Below are 21,190 nucleotides of genomic sequence, written 5' to 3'. Positions count from 1 at the left end.
TATGATTTTCTAACGGTTGACTCAGTCGTTCTTTCCCACCGTTTAAGGAGTCCATGCTGTGACCATCGATGAACTGATTCCTTCTATTGTCCCTCTCTCTCATGGGGAAAAAATCCGTTTGTTGCAAGTGGTTCTACAACAGCTTGCACAAGAAGAGTCTGCATCTGCGGAGCCCACTCGTCCGGCTACCGATGGCTTTGAACCGCAACGGTTCTTTGGCGTGGCGCACCAGTCGCGCCAACAAGTGGATGGTTACCTAGCTTCGCTGCGGGAAGGTTGGAACTAATGCGTTATTTGTTTGATACCAATATCATCATTTATTACTTCAACGGATTGACTGCCGATGAAGTACTCCACCAAATGCTGGCTGAAAGTTTCAATATATCCGTTATCACTAAAATTGAATTTTTGGGATGGAGTGAGTTTTCCAGTAACCCCACGCTGCAAAATCAGGCCAGAGCTTTTATTGGCCATGCCCGCGTGTTCGACCTTTCTGAAACGGTTGTGGAACAAACCATTCGGCTGCGACAGCAATTCAAAACCAAAACTCCAGATGCTATTATCGCAGCGACCGCGCTGGTCAACGACCTGACTGTCGTGACGCATAACACCAATGATTTCGAGCGCTTAGGTCTCGAAACGCTGAACGTAAAGATGAAATCTTAAACCAGAACCAAATAGCAGCTAAAGCCTGATTTAATTATCGATTTTAGTAGCGCCACTCTATAGCCGCATTGACGCTCATCCATCAGCGCGTTAAAACATACGTATGATTGATTGATCCTTTCCCCTTTGGCCACCCACGAGCCCGCCATGTCTGCTGATGCCGTTTCACGCCCCCGCTTAGTGTTTGCCCATGCCAACGGTTTCCCCGGCTTAAGCTATCGCAGCCTGCTTGATCCTCTGGCGGAGACGTTTGATCTGCATCCGATCAATTGCCTGGGTCATCATCCTGACTACCCGGTTAACCACAACTGGGGCAACTTGGTCGATGAGTTGCTGCATTCCCTGCCCGAGAGCGATACGCCGCTGTTAGGCGTTGGCCATTCGCTGGGCGGCACCTTAATGGCCATGGCCGCCGACAGGCAGCCCGAGCGCTTTTGTGGGGTGATCATGCTGGACCCACCCTTGATGCTGGGAACGGATGCCTGGGCAATGAAAGCCGCTAAGCGGTTTGGCTTTATCGATCGTATAACGCCCGCCGGTAAAACCTTGGGGCGGCGTACTGTGTGGCCGAGCCGCGAGGCGATGGCCAATTCTTTGCGCCGCCGGGGGCTTTTTCGGCGCTTTACCCCGCAAGCACTCAACGACTACATTGAAGCAGGGACACGCTTGTTAGATGACGGTCGCGCCGAACTGACGTTCGATCCGCGTATCGAGGTGGAGATTTTTCGCCACCTACCGGATCACCTCTCGCGCCTTCCCCAGCGTTTAGGGGTGCCGCTGGCGTTGGTGGCGGGTAAAGAGTCGCATCTGCTGACCGCCTCACGCATCAAGCGGTTAAGGCGCAAGGGGTTAACGGTGAGTGAAGTCCCCGGTACGCATATGTTCCCCATGGAGCATCCTGATGAGACCCGGGCGGCTATTTTGGCTGCCTGGCAGCGCTTGGCTAACGCCATAAAGCATTCACACACAGCGTAAGGAGACGTTATGTATCTTTCCGTACAGCTTAGCTACTACCCACTGGCCGAGGACTTTAAGCCGGTCATCCAAGAGGTGGTAAAACGCCTTGAGGCAACGGGGCTGGAAGTGTATCCGAACCGTATGAGCACTCACATATTTGGTGAGTTTGACGCCGTCATGGCGGCGATAAGCGACGTGATGAAGTGGTCGTTTGAGGCTTATGGTAAAGCGGTGTTTACGGCGAATTTCTTGGAAGGCGACCGTCGGCCGAAAGAGTAAGCAGAATCGGCTGCCAACAATAACGCCGCCGCCCAGAAGGGGCGGCGGCGTTTTAGTACGTAAGCTAGCGCTTACTTACACCAGCGATTCCAGGCAGGATTCGATGATATCTAGCCCTTCGTTGAGCACGTTGTCTTGAATGGTGACGGGCATCAAGAAGCGGATGGTGTTGCCGTACATGCCGCAAGAGAGCAGGATCAAGCCTTCCTCACGGGCTTTCTTGCACAGCGCCGCGGCTAGTTCAGGATTAGGCGTCCGCTCGGTTTTATCGGATACCAGTTCAAAGGCGGCCATGGCGCCCATATTGCGGCCGTTATCAACGCAGGCAAACTTGCTTTCCCATCCGCCGAAACGCTGAGCCAGCTTCTCACCTAGCGCCTGGCTCTTCTCAAGGATGTTTTCCTCTTCGAACACTTCCATCACCGCCAGGGCGGCGGCGCAGGCGGTCGGGCTGCCGGTGTAGGTGCCGCCCAGCGAGTTGGGGCCAGACGCATCCATGATCTTGTCGGTACCCACGATAGCCGAAATCGGCATGCCATCGGCCATGCTCTTGGCCATGGTCATCATGTCCGGCTCAACGCCGCTGTGCTCGATGGCAAACATTTTACCGGTGCGGCCAAAGCCCGACTGCACTTCGTCGACGATCATCAAAATGCCGTGCTCATCGCAAATGGCGCGGACCTTCTCGAGGAAGCTTTTTGATGCCGGATAGAAACCACCTTCACCGAGTACCGGTTCAAGCACGATCGCAGCGGTGTCGTTAGGGTTGGCATCGGTTTTTAGCGCCATCTTCAAGCCGCGGATGGCTTCATCTTCGCTGACTCCGTGGTAGGGCACCGGGTAAGGGGCACGGAACACAGTGCCCGGCATCGGGCCGAAGTCGTTCTGGTAAGGCGCCACTTTGCCGTTCATGGCCATGGTGTAGAAGGTACGGCCGTGGTAGCCGCCGTCAAAGCAGATAATGTTGGAACGGCCGGTGGCGGCGCGGGCAATCTTAACCGCGTTTTCCAGCGCTTCGGCGCCAGAGTTTGCCAACATGACTTTGGCATGGCCGCGCACGGGAACGATATGGCTGAGCTTTTCTGCCACTTTGACGTAGCCTTCATAAGGCATCACGGTTTGGCAGGTGTGCATCAGCTTATCGAGCTGGGCCTTGACGGCAGCGACGACCTTGGGGTGGCGGTGGCCCACGTTGAGGACGCCGATGCCGCCCGCGAAGTCGATAAAGCGATTGCCGTCGGCATCCCAGACTTCAGCATTTTCAGCACGATCGGCAAACGCCGTCGCGGGGCTAGCGGCGCCAGCAGCGACGTATTTGTGTTTCAGCTCGTTTAATTCGGCATTGCTGCTCATGACTTAAATCCTATTAATGAATGATGAACTTTCAGCATAGCGCGCAATGGCGTTGCTCACCTAGGCGACGATACAATGACAACCCGATTGCGTCCCGCCTGCTTGGCTTGATACATAGCTTTGTCGGCACGATCAAGCAGTCGTGTGCCAGATGTTTCGACATAACTGGCGATCCCAGATGAAAGAGTAACCGTTAAGTGATGCTCGGTAAAAGAGGCTTGTGCAACCGCTTTACGAACGCGCTCCATGCCACGCAAGGCTTCGTCGGCGTCTACCTCCGGCATAATCACCAGAAATTCCTCCCCGCCCAAGCGGATTTGCAGATCGGTATCGCGCAGTACTTGGTTCACCAAGGCGGTGGTCTGCTGTAAGACGCTATCGCCAACGCTATGCCCATACTGGTCATTGATGGTTTTGAAGTCGTCCAGGTCGTACATGGCGATGCTGAAGGTGCCGCCGTATCGGTCGCAGCGTTTGATCTCTTCATCCAGGCGCTGCAAGCCGGCACGGCGGTTGAGCAGCTCGGTTAGCTCATCGTGATGGGCAAGGTGATCAAGGCGCTCGTTGGCCTTTTTTAGGCGTTCTTCAAGCTGTTTACGCTGGGTGATATCGAGGATAAAGGTGACTTTTCGCGGCGTGCCGTCTTCGCCTTCAATGCGCGCCGATTCGACAATAATGGTACGAATCTGGCCATCTTTGGTTAGCATCTCCCACTCTTGACGTTGCTCTTGGCGTTCGCCGCCCTGCATAAAATCCTGGTGCAGGGCTGTCAATTGCTGCCTGTAAGTCTCGGAGATAACCAAGGTGAAATGCTGGCCCAGGAGTTCCACTTCCAGATAACCGCACAGTTCACAGTAAGCCGGGTTGACCATCTCGAAGTGGCCGGACGGAGTGGTAATACAGATCCCAATAGGCGCAGCCCGAATAACGCTTTCCGTATTACGCTTTGAGCGGTTAAATAGCTCATAGATTTGCTCAGTGCTAAAGTTATTCATCGGCTTTTCCTGACGCTATACCCGCTTCACTTTTTAACCCCATAAGTAGAGGGGTAATATCATCGCCCAAAGAGTTAACCGCCGGCCTGGCAAAGTAGAAGCCTTGCTGGCGTACGATACCGGCTCGCGCCAGCCAGAGCGCTTCAGGCCGAGTTTCGACGCCTTCGGCAATGAGCGTCATGTCGAGGTCTTGCGCCAGGGTAATAATCACGTTTAACAGCGCCTGACGACGAACATCGCTATCGCAGTTCATCACCAGCGCCCGATCAATCTTAAGTTTATCGGGCGTTAGGTCGGTGAGGAGGTCCAAGTTGGCATAGCCATTGCCAAAATCATCCAGCGCGGTTTTGAAGCCCATGGAGCGGTAGGCATCAATAATATTGCACAGGTGCTGGCGGTCGCGAACGCGCTCTGTTTCGGTAATTTCAAAAATCAGCCGATCCATCGGCCAGCCAACGCGCTTGGAAACATCTAGCGTTGCCTGAATGCAGGCTTCCGGTTCATAAACGGCGTTGGGCAAGAAGTTGATCGAGAGATCGGTTTGCATATCCAGGGCGCTGGCCATTTCAATGGCTTTCACCCGGCAGGCTTGATCAAAAAGATAGAGCAGCTCATCAGTGACTTGCGAAATGACGCTCCAGGCGGATTCCCCATTGATACCGCGAACTAAGGCTTCGTAAGTAACCACTTGCGCCAAAGCAATATCCACGATCGGCTGAAAAGCCATGGTGAATTCAAATGGCAAATTGCCTTCGCAGCGTTTGCAGCTGCCATCAACACGCGCGCACTGGCTCATTACAACTCCTGTGTAAGATCTTTGTCCGCTCTGGATGAGTCAGCGTCAGTCGTATACGCATTGCCAGCTCAATAAATGATATATTTTAGACGTAAATGGGGTGCGTTGTACAGGATTCGTACAGCATAGATGATGCACCTAGTCATTAGCATAGCGCCGAAGATGAAAATGTCACCTTCAAGCAAGTTTAGATAATACCTGCTTTACGCAGTGCTTCGCACTGTTCTTGGGTGATGCCGAGCTCGGCTAATACGTTGTCGGTGTGTTGGCCTAAGTGAGGAGGGGCGGTAGTGGCGCTCATCTGTACGCCGTTGAAACGGATCGGGTTGGCAACCAAGTCCACCTGGCCCGCTTGAGTGTGCGGCAACGTCTGCTTTAGCCCGCGCGCCTTGACGTGTGCATCGTCGAATACGCGATCCAGGGTATTGATCGGTCCACAGGGCACACCGGCGGCTTCGAAAGCGGCCAGCCAGTGCTCGGTGCTGCGCTGGGCCAGCGCCGCTTCCAGCTGGGGAACCAGTAGCGCACGCTGGTTCACTCGGGCGCCGTTGGTGGCGTAGCGCGGGTCATCAGCCAGCCACGGCAGTGACAGCGTTGTACAGAAACGCTTAAATTGCTCATCGTTGCCTACGGCCACAATCATATGGCCATCCTGGGTGGCAAACGCCTGGTAAGGCACAATATTAGGGTGGGCATTGCCCATCCGTTGGGGCACGTTACCCGAGGTTAAGTAGTTAAGCGCCTGATTAGCGAGCACGCCGACCTGGACATCCATCAGCGCCATATCAATATGGCAGCCCTCGCCGCTATCGCGGCGTTGATAAAGCGCTGCCAGTACCGCATTAGCGGCGTATAGCCCGGTAAAAATATCGGTAAAGGCGACGCCGCTTTTCACCGGGCCCCCGCCGGGCTCATCGTCAGGCTTGCCGGTCAGGCTCATGACCCCGCCCATGGCTTGGATCATAAAGTCGTAACCGGCGCGGTGCGCGTAAGGGCTCTCCTGACCAAAGCCGGTAATCGAGCAGTAAATCAGCTTGGGATTCAACGCCTTCAAGCTGGCGTAATCTAGGCCGTAACGTTGCAAACCGCCGACTTTAAAATTTTCTATCAGCACGTCGGACTGGGCGACTAGCTGTTTGATCACCGCCTGGCCTTCGGGCTTGGCCATATCGACGGTCACCGAGCGCTTGCCGCGGTTGGCGCATAGGTAGTAGGCCGATTCGGCCGTTCCAGCTAACCAGGGCGGCCCCCAGTGGCGAGTGTCATCGCCGCTGCCGGGGCGTTCGACCTTGATTACATCGGCGCCCATGTCGGCGAGCATCTGGCCGCACCATGGGCCGGCCAGTACGCGGGAAATATCCAGCACTTTGATACCGGCCAGAGGTTGGGGGGCTTTGCTCATACTGCGCTCCTGCTGCCGGGGGGCAATCAAAAGAAGGCCTGGATACCGGTCTGTGAGCGACCCAGAATCAAGGCATGCACATCGTGGGTGCCTTCGTAGGTGTTCACCGACTCAAGGTTCACCATGTGGCGGATAACGCCGTATTCGTCGGATACACCGTTGCCGCCGTGCATATCGCGGGATTGGCGAGCGATATCCAGCGCTTTGCCGCAGTTGTTGCGCTTGATCAGCGAGACCATTTCCGGCGCCCAGTTGCCACTATCCATTAGCCGGCCCACCTGCAGCGCAGCCTGCAAGCCCAGGGTGATCTCGGTCTGCATGTCGGCGAGCTTTTTCTGGATCAGCTGATTGGCGGCCAGCGGGCGGCCGAACTGCTTGCGGTCCAGGGTGTATTGGCGCGCCGCGTGCCAGCAGAATTCAGACGTGCCCATCACGCCCCAGGCAATGCCGTAACGGGCCTTGTTCAAGCAGCCAAACGGGCCTTTCAGGCCGCTCACGTTGGGTAGCAGGTTCTCCTCGGGAACGAAGGCATTTTCCAGCACGATTTCGCCGGTAATCGAGGCGCGCAGCGAGACTTTACCCTCGATTTTGGGCGTGCTGAAACCCTCAACGCCGCGCTCCACAATAAAGCCTTTGATCTGATTATCGTGAGCCGCCGACTTGGCCCAGACCACGGCGATATCGGCAATCGGGCTATTGGTAATCCACATCTTGGCGCCGGTCAGGCGGTAGCCGCCGTCGACTTTTTCAGCGCGCGTGATCATATTGCCGGGGTCAGAGCCGTGATCCGGCTCGGTCAGGCCAAAGCAGCCGATCATCTCGCCGCTGGCCAGTTTGGGCAGGTACTTGTGCTTTTGCTCCTCGGAGCCGTAAGTCTCGATGGGGTACATTACCAGCGATGACTGCACGCTCATGGCCGAACGGTAGCCGGAGTCGACGCGCTCGACCTCGCGTGCAATCAGGCCGTAGGCAACGTGGTTAACGCCAGCGCCGCCGTATTCAGGGGAAACGGTGGCGCCAAGCAGGCCCAGCTCACCCATTTCGGTCATGATCTCGCGGTCAAAGCGCTCTTCGCGGAAGGCGGTCAGTACCCGGGGCTGAAGGTTTTCCTGACAGTAGTCGTAGGCCGCATCGCGGATCTGGCGCTCTTCATCAGAGAGCTGCTGTTCCAGAAGTAGTGGGTCATCCCAGTTGAAATGCGTCATGGTGTGAATTCCTCGATTCGTTCGGTGGGCGGTGTGGCGCCTGAGCCTATAACGGTAAGCCAGCGGGTAGAATAACGCCTTATTAGCATGTAACGCACAAGCCGTGCTAACTTCTTATAACCGCGTTTGCTTGGCTGCTGATGGCAGGCAGAAGCGGCGGCTTCAACACCTCCTTTATCGTCAACCATACCTATAAGTCCAAACAGGACGGAGGAAACGCTCATGCGAACTCTACGCTCTCTATACGCCACAACAGCGGCTGCGGCTATGCTCGCGGTTGCGCTCCCAGCCAGCGCTCAACAACTGTCGATCGCCACCGGCGGTACCGGCGGCGTCTACTACCCTATCGGCGGTGGCTTCGCCGAAATGATCAATAATCATATCGAAGGCGCCCAAGCGACCGCCGAAGTTACCGGCGCCTCGGTCGAAAACATGGGCTTGATCATGCGTGGCGATGCCGACCTTGCGCTGGCACTCGCCGATACCGTCTATCAAGCGTACACCGGCACCGATGATTTCGAGAGCCGTCAAATTGAAAATACCCGCGCATTGGCCTCGGTTTATCCCAACGCCGTTCAGCTGGTGACGTTGGCGGAATCGGATATTGAATCAATTGCTGATTTGGCAGGCAAGGTCGTATCGGTCGGCGCGCCGGGTAGCGGCACCGAGCTGAATGCCCGTGCTCTGTTGGAGTCCAACGGCATTAGCTACAGCGACTTTAGCCCTCGGCGGCTTAATTTCAACGAAACCGCCGATGCCATTCGCGATGGTGATATCGACGCTGGTTTCTGGAGCGTCGGCCCGCCGACCAGTTCCATTCTTAACCTTGCGGCAACGCGGGATATTCGTCTGATTGGCCTGTCCGATGAAGAAATCGCCAATGCGCAGGAAGAAGTAGCGGTGTTCTCTAAGTATCAGCTAGCCGCCGGTATGTATGACGGCATGGACGAAGCGGTTCAGACCATCGGTATTCCCAATGTGCTTGTCGTTAATGCCGATATGGACGAAGAGCTGGCCTATCAACTGACCCAGCTGCTGTTCGAAAACACCGACGAGCTGATTGCGGTGCATCCGGCGGCAAACGACACCACCGTTGAGTTCACCATGGAATCCACGCCCGTGCCGCTGCACCCAGGCGCACTGCGTTACTTCGAAGAAGTGGGCGCTGATATTCCCGACCGCATGCGTCCGTAACCGTTCAGTGACATGCTTATAAGAAGTAATAAGATTGTCATAAGCGTTTTGTCATAAGCACTTTGTAATAAGCGCTTCGTCATAAGGACCTTGCCATGCAGTGGCAGCAACGACTGGTGGCGCTACTCATCGCATGTTGTCCGCTCGCCGAAGTGGGGGCTTCCCCCGCTTCGGCGACTTCATTTATGCGCTTGGCCGTGGTGAGCGAACAAGGCGAGCATCTGTTAGATGCTGCGGTGCCTGATGGCGGTCGCTGGTGTATTAAATGGCAGCATTCTGTCGAGCACTTTACGGTGCTGGACTGCTACCGTAATGCGGCGGGCGTCATGCAACTGGAGCGTAGCCATCAACCCGACTTCGCCGCCGGGCTTGGGCATATCTTTGGCCGGGGCGAGCAGGTCTCAGATGGCCACGGGGGCTACTGGATTAAGGCGATTAACGAGCCCGTCACCAATAACCGCTATGTATTAAGGGTAGGTTCACTGGCCGTCAATCATCGTGTGGTGTGGCCAGACGGTGAACACCCGCCGGTGAGCCTCAGCGAGCAGGCCGCTGGGCAACGCGTGACCATTCAACTCGTCGCACCTCACGCTTCCCCGCGTCAATAAAAACGACATTAGTGATTAAATTCCGAGGGCTTCATGAGCGAATCCAAACAACCGCCGAGCGTGATGCCGGGCGCTAATGCGACTCAACCCCGCATGGTGCTGTGGGCTATCACCATCGTGGCGGTGGGTCTTTCCCTGTTTCAACTCTACTCCGCCGGTATTCAGCCGTTAGGGCTCTTTTATCAGCGCAGTATTCACCTGGCATTGATTATGATGCTGGCGTTTTTAATCTTTCCTGCCTTTGGTCCCCGCCGCCAGCGTGGGGTCTTGGGCTGGGGGATAGACCTAGTGTTTTTGGCCGGGGCACTGCTCACCGGCGGCTACTTAGTGCTCAACCTGGATGCGATTTTCAGTCGCGCGGGCTTTTGGAACAGTACCGACATTCTGGTTGCCTGTATCGCCACTGTCACCGTGCTAGAGGCTAGCCGTCGTGCAGTGGGGTTGGGTATGACGATGATTGGCCTGCTGGCAATCGCGTATGCGTTTGCCGGGCCGCGCGGTGAGCTTGCGTGGTTGGGTGAGTGGATGCCGGGCATTCTGGAGCATCGGGGCTACACCTTTGATCGGGTGGCCGGGCAGCTCTACCTAGGCCAAGAGGGTATCTTTGGCCTGCCGCTGGGGGTGGCGGCAACCTATATCTTTATTTTTGTGCTGTTTGGGGCCTTCTTGGAATGCACCGGCGCGGGTAAATTCTTTATTGATATGGCCTACGCCGCGACCGGTCGCCAACGCGGCGGGCCTGCCAAAGCCGCCGTTTTAGCCTCGGCGGGGATGGGCTCTATTTCCGGTAGCGCGATTGCCAACGTGGTGACTACCGGCGCCTTTACCATCCCGCTAATGAAACGGCTGGGCTATAAGCCCAAGCAGGCGGGCGGTATCGAAGCCGCTGCCTCGACAGGTGGGCAAATTATGCCGCCGTTGATGGGCGCGGGTGCCTTCCTGATTGCCGAGTACACCAATACGCCGTACCTGGATATTGTCAAAGTCAGTATCTTGCCGGCGATTATGTATTTCGCCACGGTCTATCTGTTTGTGCATATCATTGCGCTTAAGCAAGGCATGCAAGGGCTGCCCAAAAGCGAGCTGCCGCAGATGCGCCAGGTCATGAAAGATGGCTGGCACTTCCTGCTGCCGCTTGCCGTGCTGGTCTGGCTGCTGGCGATGAGTATGTCGCCCATGCGGGTAGGCTACTACGCAGTGGTCACCATTTTGGCGGTGGCGGTCTTGCGCTATGTGCTGTGGTTTTTCTTTGTGGCGCCGAGCCAGGGCCAGCCGGTGACGGTAAGCGCGATCAAAGACGTCACCAGCCAAGGGTTTGCCAAGTTGATTGAGGGCTTGGAGTTAGGTGCCCGCAATGCAGTAGCGGTGTCGATGGCTTGCGCCGTGGCGGGGATTATTGTGGGTGTCGTGGGTTTAACCGGATTGGGGCTGAAGTTCTCTTCTATGATGATGGCCTTCTCCGGTGGCAACATCCTGCTGGCGCTGGTGATGGTGCTATTGGCCAGTTTGGTGCTGGGTATGGGACTGCCGGTGACGGCCAGCTACATCGTTTTGATTGTGCTCGTTGGCCCTGCGCTTACCCAGGAGTTTGGTATTCCATTGCTGGTCGCTCACCTAGTGGTGTTCTGGTACTCCCAAGACTCCAACGTGACGCCGCCAATCGCCTTGGCAGGCTTTGCCGGGGCGGCGATTGCGGGCAGCAAGCCGATGGAAACCAGCTTCCAGGCGTGGAAGTTTGCCAAGGGTCTCTACCTGATTCCGCTGTTTATGGTGTTTAACCCAGAAATCATCATGGGCGGGCCGATAGCGGTAGTGGTCTGGAACGCGGTGATTGCCATCCTGGCGCTAGGCGCCTTTGCGGCGGCCTTGGAAGGCTACCTGTTTACCCGGATGTCGTGGCTACCTCGCTTGGCGATTACCGCGGCGATTATCGGGGTGTTCTATCCTAACCTGATGACTGAAATTGCCGGCGTGGCGGTCATGACCGCTTTCATCGGCGCTAACTGGTTAGCCAGCAAACGCGAAGCGTCGGCGACGCCCGTTAGTCAGTAACTGTCAGTAACCCCAAAAGGTAAGGAAACAAAAAGGCCCGGAGAAACTATCTCCGGGCCTTTTGCTGGGCGGGCTTGTAACGGCAGGGCTCGTAGCGTTAGGGCTAGAAAATCGACTCGGCGGTGCCTGACCCCTGCGAGCCGCTGGCTTCTTCCAACTCACGGCTGATACGGCGTTGCTGGTAATCCGGGAGGTGGTCCTGGTGGAACAGCTCCGTCATACCGCCTGCTTGGCCGTCGGCTAAGCGCTGGCCGGTGTCTGGGTCGACCCGCGCGGTTACGACGCTATCCGGGCGCTCAGGCACGGCACTCGGCGTTCCCTCAAGGGCATTCCCCATAAACTCTACCCAGATGGGTAGCGCGGCCTGAGAACCGTACTCAGAGATGGTTTCGTTACTGTCTTTACCTACCCACACCGTTGTGACGAGTTCATTATTAAAGCCCGCGAACCAAGCGTCACGCTGGTTATTAGTCGTGCCGGTTTTACCCACGATATCATCGCGGTTCAGGCTTAGTGCGCCGCGGCCAGTGCCCGAGGTGATAACGTCGCGCAGCATATCGCGCAGAATATACACGGCCGCCGGATCGGCCACCCGTTTGGCAATCGGGTATTCGCGGCCATCGATTTCAACCGTTTCCTGGTCCTCAGCGCAGCTGGGGCAAGCCACCTGCGGCGTGGCTTCATCAATCACTTCGTTATCATCGTCGCGGGTTACCCGCTCAATAAACCAGGGTGACACCTGAAAGCCGCCATTGGCGAGGACCGAGTAGGCGTTGGTCATCTCCATCGGGGTTAAGCTGGCACTACCCAGTGCCAGGGACAGACCATTCGGTAAACGACCTGGGGCAAAACCGAAACCTTCCAAGAAGTTGATGGTGTGATCTATTCCCATGGTCTGTAGCACGCGAATAGTCACTAGGTTGCGCGAGCGAGCGAGCGCTGGACGTAAGCGCATGGGACCATTGAAGTCACGGCTAGAGTTGACCGGCCGCCATAAGGAATTGCTGCCATCGTCGAGCACCACGGGGGAGTCGTTGACCACGCTGGCCGCGTTCATTTCGCCGTCTTCGAGGGCCGCTAGGTAGATAAACGGCTTGAAGATGGAGCCTGATTGGCGCTGCGCCTGTACCGCGCGGTTGAACTTGCTGGCATTAAAGTCAAACCCGCCCTGCAGCGCAAGAATGGCGCCGGTGCGTGGGTCTTGGGCGACCAGCGAGCCTTCAGCATCGGGCAGTTGCGAGAGGCGTAGCGAGCCGTCTTCATTCTCAACCACGCGCACCATATCGCCACGCACGGCAATCTGCTCAGCCGAGCTGGGTTCGGCGCCGCGGCTACGCGGGCTCAGGTAAGGGCGTGCCCAGCTCAAGCCTTCCCAGCCAATTGTCTGTAAGCCATCGTCGCGGGTTAAAACCTGCATCTCGCGGCCACTGCTATCCACCACAATGGCGGGCTCCAGGAGGCCATAGTTAGGCGTGCGCTCAAGCACCTGAATCCAGTTGCTGACATCGCCCTCAATGCCTTCGACTTCAGTTTGACTACGCTGGGCGGCTTGGCGGGCGGTCTCACGAATCTCGGGTGACTCGGAAAGCTCCTCCTCAAGGCCTCGGGTCTCGGTTTGTTCCTGCGCTTCGACGAGGCTCGCGGCAATCTCACGCTGTTCCGGTCCGCGCCAGCCGTGACGTAGGTCGTAGTCGATTAGCCCTTTGGACAGCGCTTGACGTGCGAAGGGCTGCAGCTCGCTATCAATGGTGGTGTAGATACGGTAGCCGCCGGTGTAGGCATCATCGCCAAAGCGCTCTATTGCATACTGGCGTGCCATTTCGGAGACATAGGCAGCTTCGACTTCGGCTTGGGTATAGTGGCGCTGTGCGGTGACGGGTTCTTGCACAGACACTTGGTAGGTGTCGTCGTCGATATAGCCGAGCTTGCGCATGCGGAACAAAATCCAGTTGCGACGAATCAGCGAACGCTCGGAATTAGCCAGCGGGTTAAAGGCCGAGGGGGCCTTCGGCAGGCCAGCAATCATCGCCGTTTGGGCAAGGCTAAGCTCGGCAAGCGGCTTGTCGTAGTAGGTTTCAGCGGCTGCTGCGATGCCGTAGGCACGATTGCCTAAGAAGATCTTATTGACGTAAAGCTCAAATATCTCTTCTTTACTAAGCACCTGCTCCATTTCCAGTGCTAGCAGGATTTCGCGAATTTTGCGCGTAAAGGTCTGATCCAGCGTCAACATATAATTACGCGCGACCTGCATGGTGATGGTCGAGCCGCCTGACTGGATCGTGCCGCCGCTCTGGACAAGCTCGACTGCCGCCCGGGCTAAGCCGCGAGGATCAACACCGGCGTGATCGAAATAACTGGCGTCCTCGGCGGCGATTAAGGCATTGACCATATTTTGCGGCACTTCAGCAAAATCGATGGCCATGCGGCGTTCTTCACCGAATTCGCCAATCAATTTACCGTCTCGGGTAAAGATGCGCAGCGGGGTGTGTAGCTCAAAGTCCTGTAGTTGACGAACGTCGGGCAAACCGGGGGAAAAGTACAGGGCGGCCCCCACCACGGCCAGGGCGCCGGCACCGACCAACGATACGATAAGAAAGAACAGCGATACAATAAGGGTTCGAAGCAACGTCATGAACAGAGAGCACCCTGGGAAGAATAAAAGAATCGGCATCTAAACGGCCGTATTATGCAATTGGCAGCCATTATAGGAAGCCAAGGCGGCAGCCACCAGTGTTGATATGCGCTAAGTGCCTGTGCGTGTGACTTAACTAGAAATCATGTAACCTCACGCTATGCAATAAACAGGCAAAAGACGGGCGATAAACAGGCGGAGCCATACCCAATATGCGCTTTCTAAAATCTGCTCAAGGCCTGATCGGCGTCGATATTACCTCGGCGACCGTGAAATTGCTTGAGTTGAAACAGTGCCATGATAATTACCAAGTGGAAAGCTATGCCGTGCGCCCGCTACGTGAGGGGGCCGTGGTCGAGCGCCGGATCCGCGATATCGATGACGTGGCGAGTGTGCTTAGTCGTGCCGTGGAGCACGCCAAACCGTCTACGCGCAAAGCGGCGGTGGCCGTACCCGCGAGTGCCGCCATCACCAAAACGCTGAGCTTTCCAGTCGATTTAAGTGAAGAAGAGATTGAAGAACGCATTGTAGCCGAATCGGACCGTCATATTCCTTTTCCGTTCAATGAAGTTGCGTTTGATTTTGAGTGCCTGGGCCCCATGCCGTTTGATGAAGAGCAGCAGCAGGTCGTGCTGGTCGCTTGCCGGCAACAGGATGTGACGCAGCTCACCGACACGTTGGAACGGGCTGGCTTAGAACCCGCCGCCGTGGATGTGGAAACCTTTGCCATGGAGCGTTCACTGGCTGAGCTGCGCCGCCAGCTAAAGGTGGAGAACGACCCCACCGCCTGCGTGGGGTTAGTCGATATTGGCGCTAATATGAACGCCTTTCACGTCGTGCGTGGCGGCCATATCGTCTACACCCGCGACACGGTGTTTGGTGGCCGACAGCTCACCGATGCGATTCGCGACCGCTACGATCTCAGCATGGAGGAAGCGGGCTTCGCCAAAAAGCGCGGCGGACTGCCCGATGATTACCACGCCAGCGTCCTCAATCCGTTTCTTGAGACCGTGGTGCAGCAGGTCGGTCGCTCGTTACAGCTTTACTACACCGCCGGGCGTCAGCAGGAAGTACAGCACATCGTTTTAGCGGGCGGGTCGAGCGTGATTCCTGGGCTTGCCGAGCGCATTGCTGACGACAGCGGCATGTCGGTGACCATTGCTAACCCCTTCCAGCGCATGCAGGTCAATAAACGCTTAAATCTCCAGGCATTAACCAACGATGCCCCGGCGATGCTAACCGCGGGTGGCTTGGCAATGAGAGTCAGTCAATGAGAGCTAGTCAATGAGAGCTAGCCAGTGAGAGTGAGTCAATGAGGGCCAGCCAATGAGCATCACCATTAACCTACTGCCTTGGCGAGACGTTCAGCGGGAACGGCGGACACGACAATTCTATGCCGTCTTGGCGGCGATGCTATTGCTGGGGGTAGTGCTTGGGCTGCTGGTGTCTCAACTTTACCAGTTTAAGCTGGCCGCCCAGCAGCAGCGTAATGCCGCTATTAATGACCATATTGAGCGTCTCAATGCCGATATTGCGGGCGTTTCGCGTTACCAGAGCGATGCCGAGCAGTTAACTGAGCAGATCGCGGTATTCCAAGCGTTGCAGGCGGAACGAGCGCATACCGTGCAACTCTTTAATGATGTGGCTGACAGCGTGGCTAATGGCGTGGTCTATCAACGCTTGTCGAAAAACGGCGATAGCGTTAGCGTCACCGCGGTTGCCGGTAACGAACGTCAGGTGTCCGAGCAGCTGCGTCGAATCGCATCGCTGCCAGGTTTAGGCGTGCCTTCGCTTTCGGCGGTGGAAAGCGACCCAAATAGCATTGGCCGTGTGTTTCGCTTCGACGTAGAGCAGACTGCACCATGAGACTGACTCGTGAACAGTGGTCCGAGCAATGGCAGCGGCTGCGCGACGTCGATTGGCGTGATTTGGATATTAAAGAAGCCGGCGGTTGGCCGTGGCTATTAAAAGTGTTGTGCGGCGGCCTGGCGCTGCTAGTGGCGCTGGGCATTATGGCGTGGCTGGTGGTAAGCGAACAGCGTGACGCTTTAACGGCGGCTCAGCGCCAAGAAGTGAGGCTGTTGAGCGAGTACCGCAGCAAAGCCGCCGAGGCCGCTTTCTTGCCGGAAATGCGCCAGCAACTTACCACCCTCCAAGCGCAGCTAACGCGTTTACGCACCATGCTACCCACCGACGCCGAGATTCCTGCACTGCTCGATAGCATTAGCGATGCCGCCGTTGATAACCGCTTGACCATCGAAACGATTCGGCTGGGCCCTACCCAAGCGCAACCCCATTATGTCGAGCAACCGCTGGATATTCAGGTGCGCGGCGGCTACCACCAATTGGCCCGTTTTAGTGCCGATATCGCCTCGTTGCCGCGCATGGTGACCCAGCACGATTTCAGTTTGCAGCCCGTTGACGATCGTGGTGACACGCTGCGCCTTTCGCTATTGGCGCGCACCTATCGCTACGTTGACGAAAGTGATCAGCCCGACGTTGCGGAGGCTGAAACACCATGAAACAGCTAGCCTCTTGTTTTATGTTAGCGGCCACTGTGTCACTGCTGACGGGCTGTGCGGATGCGGACTTGGCAGGGCTTGAGCGCACCCTGGCGGATATTCGTCGCTCTCCCGGCGGGCAGCCGCCGGTGGTCAGCGTGTCGTTGCCCGAAAGCCCACCGTTGAAGTATTTGCATAGCCAAGAGCGCAGCCCTTTTTTGCCGCCAGAGGCCGTCGCTGATAATAATGTCTCCCGCAGCGATAGCGCCCTGGCCCCTGACCAGCAGCGCGAGCAGGAGCCGTTAGAGCGTTTTCAACTGCAGTCGCTGCGATTAGTCGGTACGCTGCGTATGGGCGGCCGGGAGGTCGCCATGATTGCATCGCCTGATGGCAACATCACCAGCGTCAAAGAGGGTAACTATATGGGCACCGATTACGGCCGTATTGCCGATATCACCGGGCAGGAAGTTCGCGTTACCGAGCGGGTGTTCACCCAGAGCGAAGGTTGGCAGGAGCGCCAGGTGTCGCTGGTCATTAACGAAAACAACGAGTAAGTGGATAATAGCTCATGGCAGTGACAGCTTGGCGACGCATTTTCTTTATGGTGATAGCCGCCCTATTTTCGCTATTGCCCTCATTGGCGGCGGCCTCGGTACTGACCGATATTGAGGTTCAGCCCGCCGAGAACGGTGGCACTCACCTTGACCTGCACTTCACCGGCGGCGTTCCCGAGCTACGCAGCTACCGCCTGGAGTCCCCACCCCGAGTAACGCTGGACTTGGCAGGCACCCAGAGCGGGCTCGCCGATCGCCGCCTGAACGTTAATAACCGCGGCATTGATCAGGTGACCGCCCTGGAAGGTAATGGCCGCACCCGTTTGGTGGTGGCGCTGAGTGAAGCGCGAGAATTTACCTCACAGGTGCTGGATAACCGATGGCGGGTGACGTTTGCAGCCGCACCAGGTAGTAATGCCCCCGCGGCGCCGGATGCACTGGAAGTCGACCAAGGACCGCAGATCGAGGGGATTGATTTTCGTCGTGGCCCGGAAGGTGCCGGCCGCTTGCTGGTTACCTTTGACCGTGAAGGCATAGAGGCAAACGTGCGTGAGGGCAGTGGTGACCAAGTGCTGGTGGAGCTGCGTAATGTCGCTATCCCCGATGCGCTCAATCAGGTCTACGACGTGACCGATTTTGCTACCCCCATTACGCGAATTACTCCCCGGCCAGGGCCCCGCGACACACAGTTAGCGATTGCCACCCAAGGCGCCTACGCGATGATCTCCTCGCAAGATGGCCGCACGCTGACCGTCGAAGTGCAGCCGGTTAAAGACGAACCCGAGCCGTTACCAGGCGCTGAAGAACGCTTCACCGGCGAGCGTTTGAGCCTCAATTTTCAGGATATCGAAGTGCGCTCGGTGCTGGCCACGCTGGCCGAGTTTACCGGGCTAAATTTAGTCGCCAGCGACAGCGTCACGGGGCGGGTAACGCTTAGCTTAAATGATGTCCCCTGGGATCAGGCGTTGGAGCTGATCTTGCAAAGCCAAGGGTTGTCGAGCCGTGAACAGGGCAATGTGATTGTGGTGGCGCCTGCCAGCGAGCTGGCCGATTTAGAGCGCCAGGAGCTAGAGGCGCGTAACCAGCTTGAGACGCTGGCGCCCTTGGTAACCGAGTTTATCGAGATTAAATACGCCCGAGCCGAAGACTTAGCCCAGCTGCTGCGCGGCGGCGACGGCTTTGGGCTACTCACCGAACGCGGGCGTGTCAGCATTGATAACCGCACCAATACGCTGCTGATACAGGATACCGCTGATCAGGTGCGCGATATTGCCCGCACCATTGACCGCCTGGATGTCGCCGTTCGCCAAGTACAGATTGAGGCGCGCATTGTCATCGCCCGCGACACCGCCTCGCGCGAGCTGGGGATTAACTGGGGCATGTCGAGCACCCGCGGCTTTCAAGAGGGAGAAAGCGGCGCTTTCAGCCGCCGCGATATCAACCCCGATGGCATTAATCGCGCGCAGGGCGGCTTAGCCGTAGATTTGGGGGAGTCCACCGGGCCGGGCACCGGCTTTAGCTTTGGCTATTTGTCCGGCGATATCCTGTTGGATCTGGAGCTGCGGGCGCTGGAAAGCGAGGGTAAAAGCCAAACCATTTCACAGCCGCGCATTATTACCGCCAATCAACGGACTGCCAGAATCAGCCAGGGTGAAGAGCGCGCTTTCCAGAGTGTGGATGGCAACGACAACCCGGATACCGAGTTCAAGCAGGCCGAGCTTTCGTTGGAGGTCACCCCGCAAATTACCCCCGACAACCGCATCATTATGGATCTGGTGATTAAAAATGATAGTTTCCGCGAGTCAGAGTTTGGCGGCGAGCCGCCGATAGACACCAATCAAATCGAAACCCAAGTGCTGGTAGATAACGGCCAAACGGTGGTGTTAGGCGGTATTTTGACCACCGAAGAGCTGCGCCAAATGGCCAAAACGCCGCTATTGGGTGATATTCCTTGGCTGGGTAGACTGTTTCGCTATACCGAAGAGAGCAATGAAAAGGTAGAGTTGTTAGTCTTTATTACTCCACGACTCCTTGACGATGGTTTGACGATTCGCTAATGCAGGATTTACCCAATCTATTTCTCATAGGCCCCATGGGGGCTGGCAAAAGCACGATTGGTCGCCTGTTGGCGGCGGAATTGTCGCGCCCCTTTTACGACAGTGACCACGCCATTCAGGATCGCTGCGGGGCCGATATCCCGTGGATTTTCGATGTCGAGGGCGAACAGGGCTTTCGCCTAAGGGAAATTCACATGATCGACGAGTTGACCCAGCTTTCGCCGGTGGTCGTGGCTACCGGCGGCGGAGCGGTGCTGCGCGAAGAGAACCGCCGCGCGTTGCGTGAGCGCGGCACGGTGATCTATCTGCTGACCACCGTTGATCAGCAGCTCAGGCGAACGGCGAAAGATCGTAACCGGCCACTGCTGCAGTGCGCTAATCGCGAACAGGTGCTCTACGACATGTTTGCCCAGCGCGATCCGCTCTATCGCGCCACTTCGGATATTGCCGTGCGTACCGACCGGCGTAGCCCGCGGGCCGTCGTCAATGAAATCGTGCGCCGGGTGCACCGGCTGGTGGACCCGCTAGAGCCTTCGTCCCATAACCAGGTATCGCCATGACCTCTAACGCCAGCGCCACTGCCAGCGCGCGACGCACCCTTAACGTTGCCCTCGATGAGCGCAGCTATCCGATTCATATTGATGCCGGGTTGATGGGGCGGGCCGATTCGTTGACGCCGTACTTGGCTGGCCAGCAAGTCATGGTGGTCACTAACGACACCATCGCGCCGCTGTATCTGGAAAAACTCTGCGCCAGCCTGCCAGCGCACCTCGATGTGCGCACTGTCGTGCTCCCCGATGGCGAACAGTACAAATCCATTGAGCAGGTTAGCCGGATTTGGGATGCACTGCTGGAGGCCGGTTTTAACCGCCGCTGTACCCTCATTGCCCTAGGCGGTGGCGTGATCGGCGACATGGTCGGCTATGCCGCCGCCTCGTATCAGCGCGGCGTGGCGTTTATCCAGGTGCCCACCACGCTGCTTTCCCAGGTGGACTCCTCGGTGGGCGGTAAAACCGGCGTTAACCATCCGCTGGGTAAAAACATGATCGGTGCATTTTGGCAGCCCAAAGCCGTTCTGGTCGACATTGAAACGCTTAAGACCTTGCCGCGTCGTGAACTGTCCGCTGGGCTTGCCGAGGTCATCAAGTATGGCCTAATCCGCGACGAAGGCTTTTTAAGCTGGCTGGAAGCCAATATGGCCGCGCTGCTGAATGTGGAGCCTGAAGTAGTCGCCGAAGCCATTGCGCGCAGTTGCCAAATCAAAGCCGATATCGTCGCCGAAGATGAAACCGAGCAAGGCGTGCGCGCGCTGCTTAACCTGGGGCACACCTTTGGTCACGCCATTGAAGCCCATCAAGGCTACGGCAACTGGCTGCACGGCGAAGCGGTGGGCGCGGGCATGGCCATGGCGGCGACGCTTTCCCAGCGCTTGGGCTGGATCGATGACGCCGCACTCGCGCGTAGTCTGGCAGTCATCGAGAGCGCCGAGCTGCCGTTGGCGGCACCGGCGAATATGACCAGCGATGATTTTTTAGTACGTATGCGGCTGGATAAGAAAAATATCGATACCCGGCTGCGTCTGGTGCTGCTTAACGCCCTGGGCGATGCCTGCGTTAGCGACGCCACGCCCGTGGATGTTCTCCGCACGCTGCTGGACGATTACCCACGCTGCTGAGTAGCCAAACTAAGTAGCAGCGATTCCCTTTCAAAAGTTTCTTCGTCATTCAGCGTGGAACTAACGCTGCCAGCCTGATGGGTAGCTCCCATGGGAGGGAGCTTTAGCGCGCGAATATGTGGGCTCCTGGCATGATGAAGCCAAGGGGGCCCCTGCGGGCACCCTTATCGGGTGCCCGTTAGTCGAACGCTGTTTTCATATAATCCGTATGCCTTATGCGCTATCGGCATGGGCTGAACGGGCTTTATTAGACTAAAGTCTAGA

At 57.0% G+C, this 21,190-nt stretch carries 20 protein-coding genes; 14 read left to right on the top strand and 6 right to left on the bottom strand.

Annotated features, from left to right (window positions below; genetic code table 11):
* Positions 1 to 58: 58 nt before the first annotated feature.
* From HVA01_RS13735 to HVA01_RS13720, 4 genes are all read left to right on the top strand, one after another.
* Positions 59 to 286 (top strand): hypothetical protein, encoded by a 228-nt coding sequence (locus tag HVA01_RS13735; protein ID WP_146875984.1) that lies wholly within the window; start codon positions 59 to 61, stop codon positions 284 to 286.
* Complete coding sequence (locus HVA01_RS13730) at positions 286 to 666, top strand: type II toxin-antitoxin system VapC family toxin (protein WP_146875983.1); 381 nt, start codon at positions 286 to 288, stop codon at positions 664 to 666. The genes HVA01_RS13735 and HVA01_RS13730 overlap by 1 nt, the downstream gene beginning before the upstream one ends.
* A 147-nt stretch (positions 667 to 813) precedes the next feature.
* The gene (locus HVA01_RS13725; protein WP_146875982.1) at positions 814 to 1,641 is read left to right on the top strand and encodes an alpha/beta fold hydrolase; all 828 of its coding nucleotides are present in this window, start codon (positions 814 to 816) and stop codon (positions 1,639 to 1,641) included.
* Positions 1,642 to 1,650: 9 nt separating this feature from the next.
* The gene (locus HVA01_RS13720) at positions 1,651 to 1,902 is read left to right on the top strand and encodes a YkoF family thiamine/hydroxymethylpyrimidine-binding protein (RefSeq protein WP_146875981.1); all 252 of its coding nucleotides are present in this window, start codon (positions 1,651 to 1,653) and stop codon (positions 1,900 to 1,902) included.
* Positions 1,903 to 1,977: 75 nt separating this feature from the next.
* On the opposite strand, the gene gabT is transcribed toward HVA01_RS13720, so the two are convergent.
* From gabT to HVA01_RS13695, 5 genes are all read right to left on the bottom strand, one after another.
* Complete coding sequence (gene gabT, locus HVA01_RS13715) at positions 1,978 to 3,255, bottom strand: 4-aminobutyrate--2-oxoglutarate transaminase (protein WP_146875980.1); 1,278 nt, start codon at positions 3,253 to 3,255, stop codon at positions 1,978 to 1,980.
* Positions 3,256 to 3,311: 56 nt separating this feature from the next.
* Positions 3,312 to 4,250 carry a sensor domain-containing diguanylate cyclase gene (locus HVA01_RS13710; protein WP_146875979.1) on the bottom strand — a complete coding sequence of 313 codons (939 nt, stop codon included), beginning with the start codon at positions 4,248 to 4,250 and terminating at the stop codon, positions 3,312 to 3,314.
* Positions 4,243 to 5,046: an EAL domain-containing protein gene (locus HVA01_RS13705; RefSeq protein WP_146875978.1), complete on the bottom strand. Its 804-nt coding sequence runs from the start codon at positions 5,044 to 5,046 to the stop codon at positions 4,243 to 4,245. The genes HVA01_RS13710 and HVA01_RS13705 overlap by 8 nt, the downstream gene beginning before the upstream one ends.
* 187 nt (positions 5,047 to 5,233) lie before the next feature.
* Complete coding sequence (locus HVA01_RS13700) at positions 5,234 to 6,448, bottom strand: CaiB/BaiF CoA transferase family protein (protein ID WP_146875977.1); 1,215 nt, start codon at positions 6,446 to 6,448, stop codon at positions 5,234 to 5,236.
* 26 nt (positions 6,449 to 6,474) lie between these two features.
* Positions 6,475 to 7,653, bottom strand: coding sequence for an acyl-CoA dehydrogenase (locus HVA01_RS13695; RefSeq protein ID WP_146875976.1), 1,179 nt, complete (start codon positions 7,651 to 7,653; stop codon positions 6,475 to 6,477).
* 222 nt (positions 7,654 to 7,875) lie between these two features.
* Here HVA01_RS13695 and HVA01_RS13690 point away from each other — a divergent pair, with 222 nt between their 5' ends.
* From HVA01_RS13690 to HVA01_RS13680, 3 genes are all read left to right on the top strand, one after another.
* The gene (locus tag HVA01_RS13690; protein WP_146875975.1) at positions 7,876 to 8,847 is read left to right on the top strand and encodes a TAXI family TRAP transporter solute-binding subunit; all 972 of its coding nucleotides are present in this window, start codon (positions 7,876 to 7,878) and stop codon (positions 8,845 to 8,847) included.
* 95 nt (positions 8,848 to 8,942) lie between these two features.
* Positions 8,943 to 9,455, top strand: a complete 513-nt coding sequence (locus tag HVA01_RS13685; protein WP_146875974.1) for a DUF1850 domain-containing protein — start codon at positions 8,943 to 8,945, stop codon at positions 9,453 to 9,455.
* A 33-nt stretch (positions 9,456 to 9,488) separates the two neighbouring features.
* Entirely contained in the window at positions 9,489 to 11,507 is a 2,019-nt protein-coding gene (locus HVA01_RS13680) for a TRAP transporter permease (protein ID WP_146875973.1), read from the top strand.
* A gap of 103 nt (positions 11,508 to 11,610) precedes the next feature.
* Here HVA01_RS13680 and HVA01_RS13675 read toward each other — a convergent pair whose 3' ends face one another.
* On the bottom strand, positions 11,611 to 14,139 hold the full coding sequence (locus HVA01_RS13675; protein WP_146875972.1) for a penicillin-binding protein 1A: 2,529 nt from the start codon (positions 14,137 to 14,139) through the stop codon (positions 11,611 to 11,613).
* Positions 14,140 to 14,351: 212 nt separating this feature from the next.
* Between HVA01_RS13675 and pilM the strand changes: the two genes are divergently transcribed.
* Genes pilM through aroB form a run of 7 tightly spaced genes read left to right on the top strand, consistent with a single transcriptional unit; the run spans position 14,352 to position 20,926 of the window.
* Complete coding sequence (gene pilM / locus HVA01_RS13670; protein WP_146875971.1) at positions 14,352 to 15,413, top strand: type IV pilus assembly protein PilM; 1,062 nt, start codon at positions 14,352 to 14,354, stop codon at positions 15,411 to 15,413.
* A gap of 52 nt (positions 15,414 to 15,465) precedes the next feature.
* The gene (locus HVA01_RS13665) at positions 15,466 to 16,005 is read left to right on the top strand and encodes a PilN domain-containing protein (RefSeq protein ID WP_146875970.1); all 540 of its coding nucleotides are present in this window, start codon (positions 15,466 to 15,468) and stop codon (positions 16,003 to 16,005) included.
* On the top strand, positions 16,002 to 16,661 hold the full coding sequence (locus HVA01_RS13660) for a type IV pilus inner membrane component PilO (RefSeq protein WP_146875969.1): 660 nt from the start codon (positions 16,002 to 16,004) through the stop codon (positions 16,659 to 16,661). Before HVA01_RS13665 ends, HVA01_RS13660 begins: the two co-directional genes overlap by 4 nt.
* Entirely contained in the window at positions 16,658 to 17,194 is a 537-nt protein-coding gene (locus HVA01_RS13655; RefSeq protein WP_146875968.1) for a pilus assembly protein PilP, read from the top strand. The genes HVA01_RS13660 and HVA01_RS13655 overlap by 4 nt, the downstream gene beginning before the upstream one ends.
* Before the next feature lie 14 nt (positions 17,195 to 17,208).
* Positions 17,209 to 19,251 carry a type IV pilus secretin PilQ gene (locus HVA01_RS13650; RefSeq protein WP_146875967.1) on the top strand — a complete coding sequence of 681 codons (2,043 nt, stop codon included), beginning with the start codon at positions 17,209 to 17,211 and terminating at the stop codon, positions 19,249 to 19,251.
* A complete protein-coding gene (gene aroK, locus HVA01_RS13645) occupies positions 19,251 to 19,811 on the top strand; it encodes a shikimate kinase AroK (RefSeq protein WP_146875966.1) in 561 nt (186 codons plus the stop codon). Before HVA01_RS13650 ends, aroK begins: the two co-directional genes overlap by 1 nt.
* Positions 19,808 to 20,926 (top strand): 3-dehydroquinate synthase, encoded by a 1,119-nt coding sequence (aroB, locus tag HVA01_RS13640; protein WP_146875965.1) that lies wholly within the window; start codon positions 19,808 to 19,810, stop codon positions 20,924 to 20,926. Before aroK ends, aroB begins: the two co-directional genes overlap by 4 nt.
* Positions 20,927 to 21,190: the final 264 nt, after the last annotated feature.

Source organism: Halovibrio variabilis, assembly GCF_007991175.1.
GTDB lineage: Bacteria > Pseudomonadota > Gammaproteobacteria > Pseudomonadales > Halomonadaceae > Vreelandella > Vreelandella variabilis.
The sequence above is the reverse complement of the archived record's forward strand: the minus strand, read 5'-3'. Positions and strand labels throughout refer to the sequence as shown.

Excerpts from the sequence above, each read along its gene's own strand:
- HVA01_RS13730 (WP_146875983.1), top strand. The coding sequence starts at position 286 with ATGCGTTATTTGTTTGATACCAATATCATCATTTATTACTTCAACGGA.
- HVA01_RS13725 (WP_146875982.1), top strand. The coding sequence starts at position 814 with ATGTCTGCTGATGCCGTTTCACGCCCCCGCTTAGTGTTTGCCCATGCC.
- HVA01_RS13720 (WP_146875981.1), top strand. The coding sequence starts at position 1,651 with ATGTATCTTTCCGTACAGCTTAGCTACTACCCACTGGCCGAGGACTTT.
- gabT (WP_146875980.1), bottom strand. The coding sequence starts at position 3,255 with ATGAGCAGCAATGCCGAATTAAACGAGCTGAAACACAAATACGTCGCT.
- HVA01_RS13710 (WP_146875979.1), bottom strand. The coding sequence starts at position 4,250 with ATGAATAACTTTAGCACTGAGCAAATCTATGAGCTATTTAACCGCTCA.
- HVA01_RS13705 (WP_146875978.1), bottom strand. The coding sequence starts at position 5,046 with ATGAGCCAGTGCGCGCGTGTTGATGGCAGCTGCAAACGCTGCGAAGGC.
- HVA01_RS13700 (WP_146875977.1), bottom strand. The coding sequence starts at position 6,448 with ATGAGCAAAGCCCCCCAACCTCTGGCCGGTATCAAAGTGCTGGATATT.
- HVA01_RS13695 (WP_146875976.1), bottom strand. The coding sequence starts at position 7,653 with ATGACGCATTTCAACTGGGATGACCCACTACTTCTGGAACAGCAGCTC.
- HVA01_RS13690 (WP_146875975.1), top strand. The coding sequence starts at position 7,876 with ATGCGAACTCTACGCTCTCTATACGCCACAACAGCGGCTGCGGCTATG.
- HVA01_RS13685 (WP_146875974.1), top strand. The coding sequence starts at position 8,943 with ATGCAGTGGCAGCAACGACTGGTGGCGCTACTCATCGCATGTTGTCCG.
- HVA01_RS13680 (WP_146875973.1), top strand. The coding sequence starts at position 9,489 with ATGAGCGAATCCAAACAACCGCCGAGCGTGATGCCGGGCGCTAATGCG.
- HVA01_RS13675 (WP_146875972.1), bottom strand. The coding sequence starts at position 14,139 with ATGACGTTGCTTCGAACCCTTATTGTATCGCTGTTCTTTCTTATCGTA.
- pilM (WP_146875971.1), top strand. The coding sequence starts at position 14,352 with ATGCGCTTTCTAAAATCTGCTCAAGGCCTGATCGGCGTCGATATTACC.
- HVA01_RS13665 (WP_146875970.1), top strand. The coding sequence starts at position 15,466 with ATGAGCATCACCATTAACCTACTGCCTTGGCGAGACGTTCAGCGGGAA.
- HVA01_RS13660 (WP_146875969.1), top strand. The coding sequence starts at position 16,002 with ATGAGACTGACTCGTGAACAGTGGTCCGAGCAATGGCAGCGGCTGCGC.
- HVA01_RS13655 (WP_146875968.1), top strand. The coding sequence starts at position 16,658 with ATGAAACAGCTAGCCTCTTGTTTTATGTTAGCGGCCACTGTGTCACTG.
- HVA01_RS13650 (WP_146875967.1), top strand. The coding sequence starts at position 17,209 with ATGGCAGTGACAGCTTGGCGACGCATTTTCTTTATGGTGATAGCCGCC.
- aroK (WP_146875966.1), top strand. The coding sequence starts at position 19,251 with ATGCAGGATTTACCCAATCTATTTCTCATAGGCCCCATGGGGGCTGGC.
- aroB (WP_146875965.1), top strand. The coding sequence starts at position 19,808 with ATGACCTCTAACGCCAGCGCCACTGCCAGCGCGCGACGCACCCTTAAC.